Consider the following 18570-nt stretch of genomic DNA (forward strand, 5'->3'; position numbering starts at 1 on the left):
GCATTGAGCAACACACGAGACGAATAAAGTAAGGAAGAGCTAGCTGACTTCGTTTAGTTTGCGCTAAACATGAAGAAAGGATCATGTATACAAAGGTATTGATAGACTGTTCAATGTCGCTTGTCGAATCGACAGGCCTATCAAACAACCTATCTATTATACAACAAAGAGAATAAACATGAGTAACATCGACTAACCAGTCTATTTTAGAGGTCGTATGAACAGCAAGACAACGTTACTATGTCTTCTATATCAGGACAGACCTTGTGTTAAGCACTTAAAATACTGTACCAAACAGATGAAAAAGATTGGTTAAGAAGAAAATTCAAACCATAGAATGCGGTTTGGTCTATCGTAACACCAGACAATCGTAAAATAAGCATAAATACAAGACGCTCTGAGCGACACTATATCATGGTCATTTATTAATTTGCGCAAAGCCAGTGCCAGTTAATTCCTACAATTATAAAATGCCTGAGCGATAATTACAAATTTATCCATTCAGTAAGAATATATACATATTTAATCAATAAATGAATGAGTAAAGATAACACTGGTTTCAATAGTCATTATTATGACAAACTCTAATCCGTTTACTAGGCATGGTCTGCCAGTTTTTGGTGTCATTATTTATGACTTTTGTTCTTAAAATATATTCAAAAATCTAAAATATCAGCTTGAAAATACTGTTATAAACTTTCTCAATAAGAGAGGAAATTTAAGTAAAATAACCCGACAGACATATTTTGATACAAAAATTACAGCGAACAACCACCGCCACACCACGCCAATTGGACACGTTGTCTATAAAAGTTTTTTCAAATCATTAAGAATTGCTGCTAATATACCCTGCGTACTAAATGAGTTGAATGCACTTTTACCATTCAATCGACAATGACGCGAGGGTATGCGTCTGTAGTAATTTATTCTAACAAGTCAAATCAATGGAGAGCAATTTATGGCTGATACTAATGCCAAACTAACCGTCAATGGTGAAGAATACGGACTTCCTATTATTAAAGGTACTTTAGGCCGCCCAGTTATCGACATTGCTGCTTTACAAGACTCAGGATTTTGGTCTTATGATCCTGGTTTTAAGGTAACTGCTCCTGTTGAATCAAAAATTACTTATATTGATGGTGGCAAAGGTGAGTTGTTACACCGCGGCTACCCTATCGATGAGCTAGCAAACAACGCTGAATACCTAGAAGTCGCTTATGCACTTCTACATGGTGACCTACCTACTGCTGAGCAAAAAGCAGACTTTTTTGAAAAAATCCGCAAGCATACTGCTGTTCATGACCAACTACGTAAGTTCTTTGAAGGCTTTCGCCGTGACGCGCATCCAATGGCTATTATGGTTGGTGTCGTGGGTGCCTTATCAGCGTTCTATCATGAAGACCTAGACGTGAGCAATGAAGAACATCGTGAAATCACCGCTATTCGCCTGATTGCTAAGATGCCTACGCTTGCTGCGATGAGTTATAAATACTCACAAGGCGAACCGTTCATGTATCCGCGTAACGACTTCAACTACGCAGAAAACTTCTTATACATGATGTTTGCAACGCCTGCTGACGTAGACTATGAGAAAAATGACGTTATCACTCGCGCAATGGACAAAATCTTTACATTGCACGCTGACCATGAGCAAAACGCTTCTACATCAACGGTACGTTTAGCTGGTTCTACTGGTGCAAACCCTTATGCATGTATCGCTGCTGGTATCGCAGCCCTTTGGGGACCATCACATGGCGGCGCGAACGAAGCTGTTCTTGAGATGCTAGACGAAATCGGTACCGTTGAGAACGTGCCTGAGTTCATGGAAAAAGTGAAGAGCCGTGAAGTGAAGCTAATGGGCTTTGGTCACCGTGTTTACAAAAACTTCGATCCACGCGCTCAAGTAATGAAAGAGACTTGTGATGAAGTCCTAGAAGCACTAGGTATCAACGATCCTAAGCTTGAATTGGCAATGGCACTAGAGAAAATCGCTTTAGAAGATCCGTTCTTCATCGAGCGTAACCTATATCCAAACGTTGATTTCTACTCTGGTATCATCTTAAAAGCTATTGGTATCCCAACGTCAATGTTTACCGTGATCTTTGCATTGGCTCGTACTTCAGGTTGGATCAGCCATTGGTTAGAGATGCACAGTGCACCGTTCAAAATCGGTCGTCCACGTCAGTTGTACACTGGCGAAACGCGCCGCGATTTTGTAAAAGTTGAAGATCGCAAGTAAGCGAAAATAGTCGTTACCCAATAAAAAATCCCGCCATCGTGCGGGATTTTTTATTGTCTTAATTCTCTTTATTCAATACTGACTACTTTATAAAAAGTGAGTAAATAAATCAGTTCGTAAAAATACCGTCAGTTACTGAAATTCTTCTAACGTTTGCTCATATTTGGCAATCTGTTCATCATATCCTTCGATGGTTTCATTGAATTTGGACATCAGCGCTTCAAACTCTTGTTGCTGCTTCTGCTTCATTTGCTGCATATCAATCACTTGCTGGGCTTCTATTTGCTCCCATACCTGATGCTGAATGATTAGACGAGCCAGCGCCGGACTTTTTGCACTTACTCTACCAGCAATCTCAGCGTGCTCAAATAGCTGCGGAACCAACGTCGCCATATTGATTAATGTATCAGAATCATCTGCGCTAAGCGGTGTTGTCACCGGTTGATATAAGGCATCCATCGTCTGCTGATAACGTTCTATGATCTGCGCTTCAGTCAACATAACAGGTTTACGTGGTTCAAGACTGATGCGTTTTAATACCGTTAAATCGCGCTCACCGACTTCAGTGCTGGTATTAGCATCAACCTCTGCATCTACACTCGTATTATTGTCTGTCGTGTCATTTGCTGGATTACCCGATAACGCTACCGCTTCAGAACTGGTAGCAGCAGTACTTGCGATAGACGAAGTATCATCGGCCAGCACTTTGTTGTTAGCATCTGTACTTTGACTGTTGTCATCAGTAGTATTCAGTAGTAAAAGCTCTTCACTGTCTGACGCGTCTGCCGCTTGCAATGACTCATACTCTGCTTGCAGACGTCTCTGTAAGCTCTGCGCTTGTGTGACATATATTGGCTGAAACTGTTCTATACGCGCAGCAGCTGAGTCACTTTTTGGCATGGGCTTAGTGTCTTCTACGCTTGTTTGTTCACTGGTTTGACTGTCATCAGGTACAGGCGGTGTCTCAGACTGCTGACAGCCTGTCAAAAACAATACTCCTGACAGTGCGGCTACAAGCAGCGTCGGTGGATAGCGAGTATCGACGTTCGGCTTTACTGATAAAAATTTAAACATGAGAGTGTATATCCTTTGGTAAAGCAAAATTATTAAAGGGTAGGTTACAATGGCGGTTTATTATTCTTTGATTTTTAGCGACACAACTGACTGTTAAATCGTCCAATATATTTATTTAACTGACCTATATTTTAATTGCTTTATATTACGGTTATGGTTTATCACAGCAGACACTATGCTCAACTTGGAGAATTAAATGACTGATGGATTATCCGTATTCGTCGTCTTGACAATAGGCTGCACTGTCAAAAATGGGATACAAGCCTCCCACTCTTGGCAATTCTGGTCACGTTGACGACGTAAAAAATAATCTTGTACCATGCGTGCCTGTTGTTCAATACCATATTTAAAAAATGACTTACCTGTTTTTAACACATAGTCGTATTTTCGATTAATAAGAGCACCGCGCACAACTTTTAAGCCTTGCTGCAACTGCCATACGTGCGTTAACTCGTGTATAAGCCAGCTTTGTTTGCTCAGTGGGGCTTTACTGAAATCTGCAATCCAATCGACTGAATTAAAGTAAATATTTCCATTAGGGCTGACTGCATAATGTTTTAGTACCCACCACGCTGTCTTCAACTGTACTTCATCGAGTTTGATATCGTTACCAAATACCGATTTCGCCAATGCTATCTCGCCAACTGTCAAATAGCGTGACTTTTGCTTCCCTATCTCACTACGTAGGTAACGATTAAATAAGCGTTTAGAAGTCGGTTCAGACATCGTTAATGTAATACCTTATATTTGATAGGTTATCTCTAACCATTAATAGTTACGATTGGCTAACTTTCCCAATCAATACGATAGAGCCATTAATATAGGTAAATGATGAAAACTAAAGTATTCAGGACACAAGCTATACGCTTAGTTAGCTTTCATTAACATATTTTTGCGTTAGCCTAGCGTGTATGATTTATAACAAGTACCATGCTTATAAATTAGCCTACTTTTACTATTGATGTCTAATATTCATTGCTATCGTTAAACTGCTGCGATAATCATGCCAAACACATATGAGTATCGAAGTTCAATGAAAACGACAAAGGTAGCTTAGTATGATGCTATTTAGATTTAGCTATAAAAGCCTTGCCATTGCTACCATCATAGCCAGTAGATAGCTTTTTCATTTTTCGATAGAGAGTCTTATGCCACCTAACTTTCATGCCGATACCCCACTTGCTCAGCGCATGCGCCCTACGTCTCTTACTGATATTATTGGTCAAGAGCACTTGTTAGCAGCTGGCGCACCGCTAAGGCGTTTGGTAGAGCAAGGGCATTTACCATCTATTATCCTGCACGGTGAAGCAGGTATTGGCAAAACAACCATTGCGATGCTATTAGCCGATGCGGTCAATCGACCTTTTCATGCGCTCTCTGCATTAAATACTGGCGTTAAACAGCTGCGTGAAGTCTTAGATAATGAGGACTCATTAGCATTTGAGTCACCTGTGGTTTTTATTGATGAGATTCATCGCTTCAATAAAGCACAGCAAGATGCACTTTTGGGTGCAGTAGAGTCTGGTGATATTACTTTGATTGGTGCCACCACGGAGAACCCATCATTTAGCGTCAACAATGCTCTGCTATCACGTTGCCAAGTATATCGTTTAGAGCCGTTAACACCTGAGCAGATAGGCACTGTGCTGCAACGAGCGCTCTCAGAAGACAATATACTCAAAAAGTTAACTATCGATTTACAAGCAAAAGATACCATCAGTCAATTGGCTCATGGTGATGCACGAAAGGCGCTAAACTTATTAGAACTAGCGATTCAAACAGCTGACGCCAAGCAGTCGCCAGTGATTATTGATGATGAATTGGTTAGCCGAGTGGCACAGACTGCTTTGGTAAGATATGACAAAGACGGTGAGCAACATTACGATATCGTCTCCGCGATGATAAAGTCAGTCCGTGGTTCAGACCCTGATGCAGCATTGTATTGGATGGCGCGTATGCTCGTAGGCGGCGAGCCTGCTGATTTTATTGCGCGGCGTTTAGTTATTTTGGCCAGTGAAGATATCGGTAACGCCAACCCTAATGCCTTACTCTTAGCCGATGCGGCATTGCGAAGTGTGCAATCCATCGGTATGCCAGAAGCGCGTATAATTTTAGGGCAAGTTGTAGTATATCTAGCGACCAGTGCCAAAAGTAATAGCACTTACAAAGCGATCAATGCAGCAATGGCGTTGGCTGAAAAAGACGCTTCACCTGTACCGCTACATTTGCGCAATGGCGTGACCAAGTTGATGCGTAGTCAAGGCTATGGTCAGGGTTATGCTTACCCACACGACTATCTTAACCATTATTATCCTCAAAGCTACTTGCCAGATAATTTGGTTGGTACCAGCTTCTATGAGTTTGCAGATAATCAGCGCGAGCAGCACAGTAAACAATTTATGGAGTGGCTAAAAAGCCAAGCAGCCAGTAATGATTAACTGTGATATAAATTAATAAAAAAGATAGCATATAGATTTATGAGTCAGTTTTAGTATGCATTGATAATATTTATGACTATTTTTGACAGACTGAACGATATAGTGGGAAGATGGCGCAGCACGTTGCGCTGAAAAGCGTTAAAATGACCTCATAATGAAATATACAAGCAATAAAATGAGTCACTTTTATATCAGCTAATATTGCTTATAGCGCGCTTTGCTTGACCGTAACAGCGCTTTGTATTACCTACTGCTACAATAAGCAGATAGAACCCTAGATTCTGAATTACGCCTATTTATAAATAATAAAACATTGAGATTTACTATGAGTTTAAATGCAATTCCTGAGATTATCGAAGACATTCGTGCTGGAAAAATGGTCATCTTGATGGATGATGAAGACCGCGAAAACGAAGGCGATATCATCATGGCAGCGACGCATGTGCGCCCTGATGATATTAACTTTATGATTACTCACGCACGCGGCTTGGTTTGTTTGACCTTATCACAAGCGCGTTGTCAGCAATTGGCACTGCCGCTAATGTCAGATCGTAACGAAGCAAAGTTTAGTACCAACTTTACTGTCTCTATCGAAGCAGCTGAAGGCGTTACCACGGGTATTTCTGCGGCTGATCGCGCACGTACCATTCAAGCGGCAGTATCTTCGTCCGCAAAGCCTGAAGACATTGTCCAGCCTGGACATATTTTTCCAATCATGGCACAAAATGGTGGCGTTCTACACCGTGCAGGCCACACAGAAGCAGGTTGCGACTTAGCACGTTTGGCAGGTTTAGAGCCTGCAGCGGTGATTGTAGAAATTATTAATGCAGATGGCACCATGGCACGCCGTGACGATCTTGAAGTATTTGCAAAAGAGCATGATATCAAAATAGGTACGATTGCTGACCTTATCAACTACCGTATTGCAAACGAACAAACCGTAGAAGAAGTCGAGTCACGTCCTTTTGAAACCGAACATGGTACTTTTACACTACATCGCTTCCGTGAGTTTGGTGCGGAAGAAACACATTTAGCCTTGGTAAAAGGTGATGTGAGCGAAGGCGTCAGTACCGTACGTGTACACGGCTTCCACCCATTACGCGATTTATTTGCCGCTAAAAACGATATGACTGGCCGTAGTGGCTGGAGCGTACAGTCAGCACTAGAAGAAATCAGTGCTTCAGATCGCGGTGTGTTGGTATGGATTGGTAGCAACCAGCCTGTTGATTTGGGAGATGCTTTGGATAAAGCCACTGACAATGAATCGCAATCAACCATCACGCAACAGCCATATCGTAGTGTGGGTGTGGGTGCACAAATATTACGCCATTTAGGTGTCCGTGATATGCGCTTGTTATCATCACCAATGAAGTTTTTTGCATTGTCAGGTTTTGATCTAAACGTGGTTGATTTTGTTCATGCACCGCAGCAAGACTAAAAACTGTTTACAGAATTAGCTGAATAATGAGCTTTAAAAAAGGCACGCTAACATCATATTAGCGTGCCTTTTTTTGTTTTCGACTTTTGATTCAAAATAGCTTTTTTGAAGAAATGAATAAGTGGTTTCTATAGAAACTAACCTAAAGTTCAGGTATATGGCCAAACTCAGCTTCTAGTGCTAGCAGCTGTTGACGCTCTGCTGCCGTCCACGGCAACTTATCTTTTCCATCATTATCAAGACGTACTACCACGGCTTCTGCTGTAGCAACAACGGTCTCTTGCGCAGTACTATAATAACTATACTCCATCGCCATACTCGTATTGCCTAAACGTTTACAACGAACCCCTAATAACAACGTGTCAGGATAAGTGACTGGATGTAAATATTGGCAATTTGACTGGGCTAAAACAGTGACCATACTGCCGTCAAACATACCTAGCGCTTGTAAATAACTGATACGCGCTGACTCAGCGTAACGATAGTAAACCACATTGTTTAGGTGATTAAAGGCATCCATCTCTCCCCATTGTATAGGCTGATGATGAATAACAGGATAATGAGCTAATAACTCAGGGCGGTGTCCGTTTATTACATGAGATATAGATATTGAGCTTTCATTAGAATGGGTCATTACTTACCTTACTTTTTATATTTTCTGTATTAACTATTGTGACTAGCTTTCGTTAGCGTTGCGGCTTATCTAAGATTTCAGTCGTTAACAACGGCGTTGGTTTTGGTGCATGAGCAATCAACTGATTTAGCCATATAACTACTTCTAGTATGTTACTTGGTGCGTTCATTGTCTCAAGATTTTTTTCACCATCAACTGGTTTTTCATCAGCTTGTACAATTCCAATCGCACCAGCTTGTGCTGACTTTTTATTGTCGCTAACAGATGCCTTAGGCACCAACGTTTTCAATTGTTTGCGTGCTTGCGTTAAATAGCTGACAAGTTGGTCTTGCTTACGCATATTGCTCGCTTGGCTTGCTAAATTCAACGTCATAATGACTTCATGGATAGTGAGCTGCCGACGCGTTAAATTTGTGTCGCTAGTCGCTGAGGTATCAGTAGAATTGCTTAATTTTAGCTGCTGTTTATTCTCAGTAGCTGCATCTACCAGCTTTCGACGCTGTAAGTCGGTGCCTTCATAACTGCCAAGACGCTCATGACTGTGTAAAAACTCCTGAATATTTTGAATCGCAAGATTTTGTATTTGCCAAGGGCTTGGCTGTGAGCTTTGTGCTTGCAGACGCTTAATATCTTTAAGCAAACTTTGCTTAATAACGATGGTTAACGCAGGCGCAATCTCATTACTACTTTGCGACAACTGCCAATGCAGACCTCGCAATAACTCAATCGCTGCACTGTCATTACTATCTACCAATAGCCTATCAGCAGCTTTAATTTGTATACGCAACAGGTCTAACTGATTTTGAGCTTGGCTACTGGCTTCAACTCTAGGCTCTGGCAGCGTCTGCTGACTCATGGCAAATAGACGATCATCCATTTCGTTTAGTCGACTAATTACTTGCTCATTACTCTGCAAGCGATCATTGACACTATGCTGGAAGCGCTGTTGGCTAGTATATAGCCACAACAAAGCAGCGATCAGCACTAAGATAATTAACCATTGTATCCGTAGCAGCAAAATATTTGCCTGCCGGCGCTGCTGAACAGTAGAAGGATCCTTAGATAAGGACTCAGAATTCATTGACATAAGACAGTACCGTCATTGGTATAGATAAACATGTTTACAGAAAATGAGAGGTTTAAGATATTATATTTCAGAATTGATGGCTGAGAGAATCGTGTCTGGCGATAAATCTTCTACTCGCCAGTAACTTAACTGCTGTGCTGCAACCATACTGGCCAAACGTTCACCCAGTACAACGTAAGAAAAGTCTTTCAACGTAAGCGATAGACGCTGTGCTGTATCAACCACTACATCAGTATTTTGCTCTTTTTCTACTGTTTTTGACTGTTTGTCATCAACGATATTTGACCAATGCTCAAAAGCTGCCGCACTACTGATTACGACAATGGGCTTTGTGTGCTGTGATAGAGCGATATCTGACGTAGTATCATGAGTCAGAAACGTTCGCTGCCACTGCTTATATTGAGCCTTTGCATCGATAGGCATCGTACGCTCGTACCAAGCAATACTATCAACCTGTACACCGCGCGCATGTAATGTATCAACCAATAGACGTCGTCCACCAAGCCCGCGCCAGATTAGCAATTTATCGCCTGCTTGTAAGCTATCGATTTCAGGCATTGCTAGCATGCCTTCGTTATTGGCCGTCCCAGGCTGAAGTATTTGATAGTCTGTTGTATCTATATTTACCTGACTGAACTCTGCCGCTGTTGCTTCACCAACCGCAATCAGAGGACTAGATAGTGATAAGCCTTCTGACGATTGCTGCGTATACTTGCCATTACTGTCTTTCGCTTTGTACTCATGTTCTTTATGTTCATGTTTAAGTGACTGCCAAAAAGTTAGCCCTGCAGCCGCCGCAGTTGGACTAACGATAACAAGTGCCTTGTACTCCCCTGCCAACCACTGTCGCATGAATGCGATATCGACATCAGTTGTTGGACATGGTTGTAGCGTCAACATTGGCATTTCAACCACTGTCAATCCTGCCGCTTGCAAGTGCTGGGTCAACGGTGCTGCTCGCTCTACTGGGCGAGTATTGATGACAGTTTTCGGCATGACTTTTGACTTATCATTAGAATAATTCTTATGAGAAGTTGTGTATGTAGATTGAGTTGGCATTGATGACATAGGTATACCATGACAAAAAACTAATGAAAAAAGCTTAAGCATATAAAAATGGCTGATGCTTGGATCAGCCTATCTTGCGGTTGATTACACCTATAGCGAAAGTGCTTGTACTATTCAGGCTGATAAATCGCTGACAAGATTTCTCCTGCACCATCAGCAAGTAGCATTTCTGCGACATCGATACCCAGTTGATTGGCTTGAGCCTCTTGCTCATTTTGTATCCCAACCAACGTAACTCGTTTATCTGCTTTCAATAGTTCGCTACCATCAGCCTGACCCACTCGACCTCGTAACCACAGCACATTGCCATCATCGTTATTGCCGTTTTCACCATTGCTGTCATTATTAACACTGGTTTCTTCTGCTGTCTGCAGAACTGCATAAGCGGCAATCGGTACTTGGCAACCACCTTCTAAATGACGGTTCAGGGCACGTTCAGCGATAAGCCTAATACGAGCTTTATCATCATTAAGTGGTGCAAGTAACTTGAGTATTTCTTCATCACCTTCACGGCATTCGATCGCTAATGCGCCTTGCCCAACTGCAGGCAAACAGGCTGTGATATCTAGCTCACCGCGTATTCTCTCGTCCAGCTCAATACGTTGCAATCCGCTAGTTGCCAAAATAATGGCATCGTATTCACCAGCATCTAATTTGCCCAAACGAGTACCGACATTGCCGCGCAACGTTTTGATTTGTAGATCAGGGCGGTAGGCTTTAATTTGACATTGACGACGTAAACTTGATGTCCCAACGATTGCACCTTGTGGTAGCTCATCAATACTATTATAAGTATTGGATACAAACGCATCTGTTGGCGAGGCACGTTTACAATAGACGCCTAATGTGAGGCCTTCAGGAAGCTGCATGGGTACATCTTTCAGCGAATGCACTGCGATATCTGCTTGTTTTTCATACAGCGCTTGCTCAAGCTCTTTTACAAATAGTCCTTTACCGCCGATTTTGGCCAAAGGTGTGTCCAAAATCTTGTCACCCTTAGTGACAATTTTTAGTAAATTAACCGTCAGATTAGGGTATAACACTAATAAACGATCACGGATATGCTCAGCCTGCCACAAGGCTAGCGGACTTTGACGTGTAGCGATGTTTAAAGTAGTCAAAACAGGTTGCTGTAGATTGCTCATAAAAGGCCTCAATAAGTTCGATACTCATACTATAATGGCTATTGTCCCAATGTCAGTACTGTTCATATTTATACTGATCAAAATCGATATTGCTCGATAGGACAAATTTGCCCAAGAATAGCTAACTCAGATTATTAATAGTAAATGCTGACGCAAAAAAATACCCCTATTTAAGCACAAATAAGGGTTTGATGATATGGGATGATTGGGCGCTATCAGAACAGCCTATTACATGCTTTGAATTTTATCGCGTAAGGCAGGTAAATGACGACGGCTGACCGCTAGCGTCTCATCAATACCTTTGAAACGTATCTGATACTGGCCTGCGTCTAGAGTTTCTAAGAAATCCAAATAACTCAGATTGATAATGGCATTTCGATGTACTCGGAACAGACGGTCATCAAACTCTTGCTCTAGCTCTTTTAACGTCTCATCAATCAATACCATGCCGTCTTTGTGACGCACTTTGACGTATTTTTGATCTGCTGCAAAATAATAGATATCTTTTAGCTTAATCAGCTCAACACCACGATGTGTACGAGCAGCAATATGTTCACGTATCGGACGTGCTGTCGGATCTTCAAGCTTGCGAATTTCATTCAATTGAGCAGCGTTTAGACTCTTTGCTTTGTTTAATGCCTCTAATAGCTCATCTTTATTTGCAGGCTTTAATAAATAGCCAATTGCATTAGCTTTTAGTGCTGCAATCGCATAATGGTCGTATGCTGTCACAAATATAATCGCTGGTGGATGTTCAAGCTTGGCAAGCTCTTGAGCACAGTGCACTCCATCCATCTCAGGCATACGAATATCTAATAATATGATATCTGGCTGCTGGGTTTTTACAGCAATGATGGCCTCTGCACCTGTTGTGGCCTGACTCCTGTACAATTCTCACCAAACGCTCACGCGCTAGGGGCTCATCATCACAAACTACGATACGCATGCAAACTCCCTTCCAAGGACATACTTAATATTTTATTCAATAGCATTTCAGCTATATTAGCACTCATTATCAATCACTTAGAATCTAAAATCTAAATTTTTGGTAAAAACAACCAATTTTTACAGCCGATAATATACTCCTAATATAGGTAGGTTTTATATGGTGTAAGTGTGTTACACAGTAGTTATGATATTACTTATTCGTAACTAGTATTTGTTAAAAATAGACTACGATGCCTATGTATAGTGATGCAATAAGTATGCCATACAGATTCTCAAGAGAGGAAATAAGCAATAAGACTAAACAAGAAACAGTAAGCTATAAGCCAACATCTTGTAGAGGATAGTCGATGATAGTGATGATTTGAGTACTAGCTACCGAACTTTGGATATCAGCACTTTGACCAAAATGGGCGCGCAAACGGTCAGCTTGAATATAAAAATTCATATGTTGGCGCAAGTCATGATTAATGATTAACGTCTTTTTGGGAAGCGCAACATCAATCAATATTTTGACTCGGTGCTGTTCCCATGTGACTTCGATATTGATACAGATAGTTTCTGTGGTCATCTCTACCACATTGAGCAGTATTTTCTCTAGCACACTCTGTAGTGTTAGCGCAGTGATAACCATGTCATACATGATATCTTCATCAGGTAACGTCCAATTGACTTCGAGCTTGTCTGCTAGTCGACTGGATTCAATTGCTAAATAATGCTCACAAAGGCTAATCTCTTCTTCAAAACTAATCTCGCGTGTACCACTAAAACTAGCGCGGAATAGTGCAGAAACATGTTGTAATAAGGCAGCAGCTTTTGGCGGATTCGACTCAATCAGGGATACAAGTGTATTGATCGTATTAAAGAAAAAATGCGGGGCTGTACGCGCTTTTATTAGGTCATTTTGTGCAGTCAATTTATATTCAAAGGATAACTTGAGCGCATTCAATTCACGATAGCTGCGCAAAAAATATAATAAAAACACAGTCGTAAAACCGCCAGCCAACACAGTATTGAGCACTATACTTACTACAAACGTGCGCCCATCATATGCTAGCCAACCGAAATTAATCATAGTTAATGTTACTAATGCCATAGAGACCGCTGCAGCGAACATCAGTAATAATACAACCCGCATACTTACGCTAAGAATACTGGCATTTTTAAAGACAGGACGTAGGTAATCAACTAAATACAGTGATGGGATAACCGTTAGAGCGTTTTGAGTGAAGCTACGTACAAACTGAACCATGAAGTCTGACCATGTTGCTAAGCTATGGCGCTCCATTACCGTTAGAAACAAGGACCAAAAAAAGATATATGTCAGCCACTGCCAAGGCCTCATGATTTCCATAAGTTTAGGAATAAAAAACTCTAAGCGTGTGGCTAGTAAGGCAACCTCATCATTTGCTATACTCGAGTTCTTATTCTTTTGACTTGTCTTGTACCGATATGAACGCCAATTCTTCAAAACCTAGTAATCCTGAATCAAGTAAAAGTTCATCTGGCTCTGATTTTAGCACAGATGCTTCTATAACAAGTACCACAACACAGGCGGCACCTACTAGTAGCCAAGGCCAACAAATGTGGGGCGGACGCTTTAGTGAAGCAACCGATAGCTTTGTTGCTGCCTTTACTGCCTCTGTGGGCTTTGATCAACGCTTTGCCCGTCACGATATTCAGGGATCCATTGCTCACGCAACGATGCTGAAAGAATGTGACATTTTAACTGCTGAGGAAGTTGCCACTATTATTGATGGCCTTCAGCAAGTATTGCGCGAGATTGAAGCGGGTGAGTTTAACTGGTCAATCGCTCTTGAAGACGTGCACATGAATGTAGAATCACGTCTGACTGATATCATAGGCGCCGTTGGCAAAAAGCTACACACTGGTCGTAGCCGTAACGATCAGGTAGCCACAGATATTCGCCTATGGTTACGTGAAGAAACTGATAATGTCATTGAGTTATTAGTGCGCTTACAGAGTGGATTGCTTGATTTGGCTGACCAGCACACTGATACTATTATGCCAGGCTTTACACATTTACAAACGGCACAGCCTGTCAGCTTTGGCCACCATGTGATGGCATGGTTTGAAATGTTATATCGTGATACTGAGCGCCTTGTCGATGCACGTCGCCGCATCAACCAAATGCCACTTGGTAGCGCAGCGCTTGCTGGTACGACTTTCCCAATCGATCGTACCATCACTGCTGAATTACTAGGTTTTGAAGGTATTTGCCAAAACTCACTTGATGCTGTTTCAGATCGTGACTTTGCGATTGAATTTACTTCAGCAGCGTCTATCCTCATGATGCATATGTCACGCATGAGTGAAGAGATTATTCTTTGGATGTCAGCACAATTTAATTTTGTGCAGATACCAGATCGCTTCTGTACTGGCTCATCGATCATGCCGCAAAAGAAAAATCCTGATGTACCTGAGTTAGTACGCGGTAAAGCAGCACGTGTCTTTGGTCAACTGACGACCTTGCTTAGCTTGATGAAAAGCCAGCCACTCGCCTACAACAAAGATAACCAAGAAGACAAAGAGCCTTTGTTTGATTGCGTTGATACGTTGACAGGTTCGCTATTAGCGTTTGCTGATATGCTACCAAACATTACGCCAAACAAGGAAAGTATGCGTGCTGCTACGATGAAAGGCTACGCAACCGCAACTGACTTGGCAGATTACCTAGTACGTCAAGGCGTAGCATTCCGTGACGCCCATGAAGTCGTTGGTAACGCTGTTGCTTTAGGTATCGAAGAAGGTGTTGATTTAAGTGATTTGTCATTGGCACAGCTACAGCAATTTAGCGATGCCATTGGTGAAGATGTCTTTGATTATCTAACGCTAGAAGGCTCATTAGCAGCGCGTGACCATTTGGGTGGTACTGCGCCAAACCAAGTCAAGCAAGCAGTAATCAATGGCCGTGCTCGCTTAAAAGCCTTTGCCTAATCAGTACTTCTTAATAAAAGCTAACTTGCCAATATACATTTAACACCCGCTATCTATGCGGGTGTTTTTATTTGCTCTATGACTTCTATTGGTTTAGCCAATGTCGTTTTAAAAATCTCGCAAACTTTGAAAAGCTAAATAAAAACTTCAAACGTAGATAGTCTTTGTCGTATATCAACCACCAAAAATTTTATGCCAAATAGATAGAGGCTTAACGATATACATTAGTACCCTTTGCTAAATCTACCAAGACCGTTATCATAGACTCATATGACGTTTGATTTAACCACCTAATATAATAAATAAGGAATGCCTTATGACTGAGACTTTTAACCCTCAAGCAAATACTGTGTTTTGTCGCAAATATAAGCAAGACCTGCCAAAGATGCCGCACCCGCCCTTCCCTAATAAGAAAGGTCAAGAGCTACAAGAAACAGTATCTGAAAAGGCGTGGAAAGAATGGCTTGAACATCAAACCATGCTCATTAACGAGAATCATCTAAGTATGATGGATCCTGCTGCCAAAAAGTTTTTAACAGAGCAGCGTGATAAGTTTTTAGATAATGAAGACTATGAGCGCGCGCAAGGCTGGACACCAGAAAGCTAGTATTTACGCGCTTTTTGACAGCCATATTTAGTAGTTATAAAAAAACGCGCTTACTATAGCGCGTTTTTTTTAAGATAAAAAGTATAGTCCTTCCTATCAGCTTTCATCACTATCTGACGTTTCAAGCTCACTGGCTGACAGTGTGCCAACTTGACGAGCAGCCAAGCGGTCATTGGCTTCCTGTACCGCTTTTTCGACCATGGCATAGTCTGAATGACGCACATCTTGTCCACTGATATAGTTGATCACTAGCTCTGCAACGTTTTGTGCATGGTCACCGATACGCTCAAGCGAGCGCAGAATCCACATGATATTGATGACTTTTGAGACTTGTCTGGAGTCTTCCATGATATACGTCATTAAAGCACGGATAGCAGATTGGTATTCGTTATTGACCACACTATCATTGCGCATGACCTCAAATGCTTGTTCAGCATTCGATTGGCTAAAGGCTTCTAATGCGTTGTTGAGCATCAGGCGGACTTGATTGCTCAAATGCTGAACTTCAGCGTAACCATATGCTGACTTGCCTTCTGCCGCTATTTTACTAGCCATTCGCGCTATTTTTACCGCTTCATCGCCGATACGTTCCAAATCAACCACGCCTTTACTGATTGACATGACTAAGCGCAAATCACTGGCAGTTGGCTGACGTTTGGCGACCAATAGTAAAATATGCTCGTCGAGTTCGACCTCCATTCGATTGATATCGAAGTCCATATCGATGACCTCTTGTGCTAGAGTTTCGTCTTTATCGATAAGAGCGTGAATGGCTTTAGCTACTTGGTTGGCAGCGCTATCACCCATGTATAAAAATAAACGGATGGCTTCATCAAGATCTTGGTCAAAACTTTTGGAGATATGCTTATCACTTTGCATGAGAGGTATTCCCTGAAATACATGTTTTAATAGCGCGATGTGCTTGTGAGTTTAGAAAGTCGGCTCATGACATACTAGTCAGCTTTGTCTGCTTACCGATTTCAATCTCAATCAATATTAACCATAGCGACCTGTAATATAGTCTTCCGTCGCGGTTTGGGTAGGTTTGGTAAATATCTGATCGGTCTCACCCATCTCAATCATATCACCCAAATACATATACACTGTGTAATCAGATACGCGTGCGGCTTGCTGCATATTGTGAGTGACAATAGCAATGGTGTAGTCGTTTTTCAGATCTTCGATCAAATCTTCGATAGCACCAGTTGAGATAGGATCCAGTGCTGATGTCGGCTCATCAAGCAACAGCACTTCAGGCTTGGTCGCGACGCTACGTGCGATGCACAGACGCTGCTGCTGGCCACCTGATAACGACAGTCCTGATGCTTTTAGCTTGTCTTTCACTTCTGGCCATAGCGCTGACTTTTTCAGTGCCCACTCTACGCGATGATCCAGCTCGGCCTTGCTTAGTTTTTCATACAGTCGTACACCAAAGGCGACATTGTCATAAATTGACATCGGGAACGGTGTTGGCTTCTGGAAAACCATACCAACTTGTGCACGTAGCAAGTTCACATCAATGTCTTTACCCAAGATATTTTTGCCATCTAGATTGATACTGCCTTCTGCACGCATACCAGGATATAGATCATACATACGATTGAAGGTGCGCAATAACGTAGACTTACCACAACCTGAAGGACCAATAAAAGCGGTCACTTTTTTATCAGCAATATCGATATTGATGTTTTTCAATGCTTGAAAATCATCGTAATAGAAGTTTAGATCTCGAACTTCCATTTTTGCCGCAGGCATGTTCTTGGGAATATCTTGAATCGTTTGCTTATTAAAATCAGCAGTGTTTGGTTGCTGAACTTGTGCGCTAGTAGACATGGGTCTATTTAATAGGCTACCTGTTGCCGTATCAAAGTTATCAGCAGTCGTGCTCGTACGGACGTTGCTTAGGACATCATTCATAATGTTTCAACCTAGCTTAATTAATTTCGTATAAGTTTAAGTAAATGCTTAGCGTGTAGCGTGCTACGGTCTGCTCTCAGCTCTTATTTGGGCTGACCTCTACCACCGATAAATCTTGCCAAAATATTCAATACTAGGACAGACGCCGTGATGAGCAATGCTGCCGCCCAAGCCAATGTATGCCAGTTGTCGTAAGGACTCATCGCAAACTGGTAGATGGTATTGGGTAAGTTAGCAATGGGCTGACCCATATCTGTACTGAAGTATTGGTTATTGAGTGCGGTAAACAGTAATGGTGCTGTCTCACCAGTGATTCGAGCAAATGCCAATAGCACACCTGTGGTTAGTCCAGCTCTAGCCGCTTTTACCGTAACTTGCGTGACCAGTTTCCATTTAGGAGTTCCTAGCGCATAGGCTGCTTCACGTAGACTATTAGGCACTAGATTCAGCATATTTTCTGTCGTACGCACGACCACTGGAATAACAATCAATGCCAACGCCAATGCGCCTGCCCAACCAGAGAAACTTTGACCTTTTACCATCAGTGCATAGATAAATAGACCGATGACAATTGATGGTGCTGACAATAAAATATCGTTTAAGAAGCGAGTGACATTGCCAAGCGTACTGCCTCTAGAAAACTCAGATAAGTAAATACCTGTCATAAGACCAATAGGCGCACCAATAAACAGTCCTGAAAATGCGAGCATCACCGAACCAACAATGGCATTACGTAAACCACCAGCACTCATCGGTGGTGGCGTATCAGCGGTAAAAATTGGCAGTTGTACCATGCCTTGGAAGCCTTCAACAAACAAAGTTACCAAAATCCATGACAACCAGAACAGGCCAAAAACCATCGCTGTCATAGCAAAGCCTAAACCTAACTTGTTGGTCAAGCGACGCTTGTTGTAAAGACTTTGATTGTAGCGGGTAGCACCGTTTGGCTTAGTTGGTAGTGGTGCATTGATCGCATTGTTAGCAGGCATAATGTTTATTTCCCATATCTTTTATCAATAT

15 protein-coding genes and 1 pseudogene are annotated in these 18570 nt (G+C 41.9%); 5 read left to right on the forward strand and 11 right to left on the reverse strand.

Annotation, left to right across the window (positions count from 1 at the left end):
* Positions 1 to 958 precede the first annotated feature (958 nt).
* Positions 959 to 2239 carry a citrate synthase gene (gene gltA / locus ACT3QN_RS03100; protein WP_444519959.1) on the forward strand — a complete coding sequence of 427 codons (1281 nt, stop codon included), beginning with the start codon at positions 959 to 961 and terminating at the stop codon, positions 2237 to 2239.
* A gap of 132 nt (positions 2240 to 2371) precedes the next feature.
* Here gltA and ACT3QN_RS03105 read toward each other — a convergent pair whose 3' ends face one another.
* Positions 2372 to 3313, reverse strand: coding sequence for a hypothetical protein (locus tag ACT3QN_RS03105; protein WP_444528860.1), 942 nt, complete (start codon positions 3311 to 3313; stop codon positions 2372 to 2374).
* A 192-nt stretch (positions 3314 to 3505) separates the two neighbouring features.
* A complete protein-coding gene (locus ACT3QN_RS03110; protein WP_444528861.1) occupies positions 3506 to 4039 on the reverse strand; it encodes a type IV secretion protein Rhs in 534 nt (177 codons plus the stop codon).
* 422 nt (positions 4040 to 4461) lie between these two features.
* On the opposite strand from ACT3QN_RS03110, the gene ACT3QN_RS03115 reads away from it, so the two are divergent.
* Both ACT3QN_RS03115 and ribBA read left to right on the forward strand, forming a co-directional pair.
* Positions 4462 to 5751, forward strand: coding sequence for a replication-associated recombination protein A (locus tag ACT3QN_RS03115; protein WP_444528862.1), 1290 nt, complete (start codon positions 4462 to 4464; stop codon positions 5749 to 5751).
* A gap of 325 nt (positions 5752 to 6076) precedes the next feature.
* Positions 6077 to 7189, forward strand: a complete 1113-nt coding sequence (gene ribBA, locus ACT3QN_RS03120; protein ID WP_444519963.1) for a bifunctional 3,4-dihydroxy-2-butanone-4-phosphate synthase/GTP cyclohydrolase II — start codon at positions 6077 to 6079, stop codon at positions 7187 to 7189.
* A gap of 142 nt (positions 7190 to 7331) precedes the next feature.
* Here the strand turns inward: ribBA and ACT3QN_RS03125 are convergent, their stop codons facing one another.
* The 6 genes and pseudogenes from ACT3QN_RS03125 to ACT3QN_RS03150 all read right to left on the reverse strand — a co-directional run bounded on the left by ACT3QN_RS03125 (position 7332) and on the right by ACT3QN_RS03150 (position 13413).
* A complete protein-coding gene (locus ACT3QN_RS03125; protein WP_444528863.1) occupies positions 7332 to 7823 on the reverse strand; it encodes an acyl-CoA thioesterase in 492 nt (163 codons plus the stop codon).
* A 52-nt stretch (positions 7824 to 7875) separates the two neighbouring features.
* Entirely contained in the window at positions 7876 to 8910 is a 1035-nt protein-coding gene (locus tag ACT3QN_RS03130; RefSeq protein ID WP_444528864.1) for a hypothetical protein, read from the reverse strand.
* Positions 8911 to 8970: 60 nt separating this feature from the next.
* Complete coding sequence (locus tag ACT3QN_RS03135) at positions 8971 to 9906, reverse strand: uroporphyrinogen-III synthase (RefSeq protein WP_444528865.1); 936 nt, start codon at positions 9904 to 9906, stop codon at positions 8971 to 8973.
* 182 nt (positions 9907 to 10088) lie between these two features.
* Positions 10089 to 11123 carry a hydroxymethylbilane synthase gene (hemC, locus tag ACT3QN_RS03140; RefSeq protein ID WP_444528866.1) on the reverse strand — a complete coding sequence of 345 codons (1035 nt, stop codon included), beginning with the start codon at positions 11121 to 11123 and terminating at the stop codon, positions 10089 to 10091.
* 228 nt (positions 11124 to 11351) lie between these two features.
* Positions 11352 to 12069, reverse strand: a pseudogene (locus ACT3QN_RS03145) (LytR/AlgR family response regulator transcription factor).
* A gap of 318 nt (positions 12070 to 12387) precedes the next feature.
* Positions 12388 to 13413, reverse strand: a complete 1026-nt coding sequence (locus ACT3QN_RS03150; protein WP_444528867.1) for a histidine kinase — start codon at positions 13411 to 13413, stop codon at positions 12388 to 12390.
* Between the two features lie 239 nt (positions 13414 to 13652).
* Here ACT3QN_RS03150 and argH point away from each other — a divergent pair, with 239 nt between their 5' ends.
* Both argH and ACT3QN_RS03160 read left to right on the forward strand, forming a co-directional pair.
* The gene (gene argH / locus ACT3QN_RS03155) at positions 13653 to 15026 is read left to right on the forward strand and encodes an argininosuccinate lyase (protein ID WP_444528948.1); all 1374 of its coding nucleotides are present in this window, start codon (positions 13653 to 13655) and stop codon (positions 15024 to 15026) included.
* A gap of 316 nt (positions 15027 to 15342) precedes the next feature.
* Positions 15343 to 15633 carry an oxidative damage protection protein gene (locus ACT3QN_RS03160; RefSeq protein ID WP_057757820.1) on the forward strand — a complete coding sequence of 97 codons (291 nt, stop codon included), beginning with the start codon at positions 15343 to 15345 and terminating at the stop codon, positions 15631 to 15633.
* Positions 15634 to 15729: 96 nt separating this feature from the next.
* On the opposite strand, the gene phoU is transcribed toward ACT3QN_RS03160, so the two are convergent.
* The 3 genes from phoU to pstA all read right to left on the reverse strand — a co-directional run bounded on the left by phoU (position 15730) and on the right by pstA (position 18539).
* Positions 15730 to 16512, reverse strand: a complete 783-nt coding sequence (gene phoU / locus ACT3QN_RS03165; protein WP_444526734.1) for a phosphate signaling complex protein PhoU — start codon at positions 16510 to 16512, stop codon at positions 15730 to 15732.
* A gap of 117 nt (positions 16513 to 16629) precedes the next feature.
* Positions 16630 to 17466 (reverse strand): phosphate ABC transporter ATP-binding protein PstB, encoded by an 837-nt coding sequence (gene pstB / locus ACT3QN_RS03170; protein ID WP_444528949.1) that lies wholly within the window; start codon positions 17464 to 17466, stop codon positions 16630 to 16632.
* A gap of 167 nt (positions 17467 to 17633) precedes the next feature.
* A complete protein-coding gene (gene pstA, locus ACT3QN_RS03175) occupies positions 17634 to 18539 on the reverse strand; it encodes a phosphate ABC transporter permease PstA (protein ID WP_444523567.1) in 906 nt (301 codons plus the stop codon).
* Positions 18540 to 18570 lie beyond the last annotated feature (31 nt).

Source organism: Psychrobacter sp. AOP7-C1-14 (assembly GCF_052376135.1).
Taxonomy (GTDB): Bacteria; Pseudomonadota; Gammaproteobacteria; order Pseudomonadales; family Moraxellaceae; genus Psychrobacter.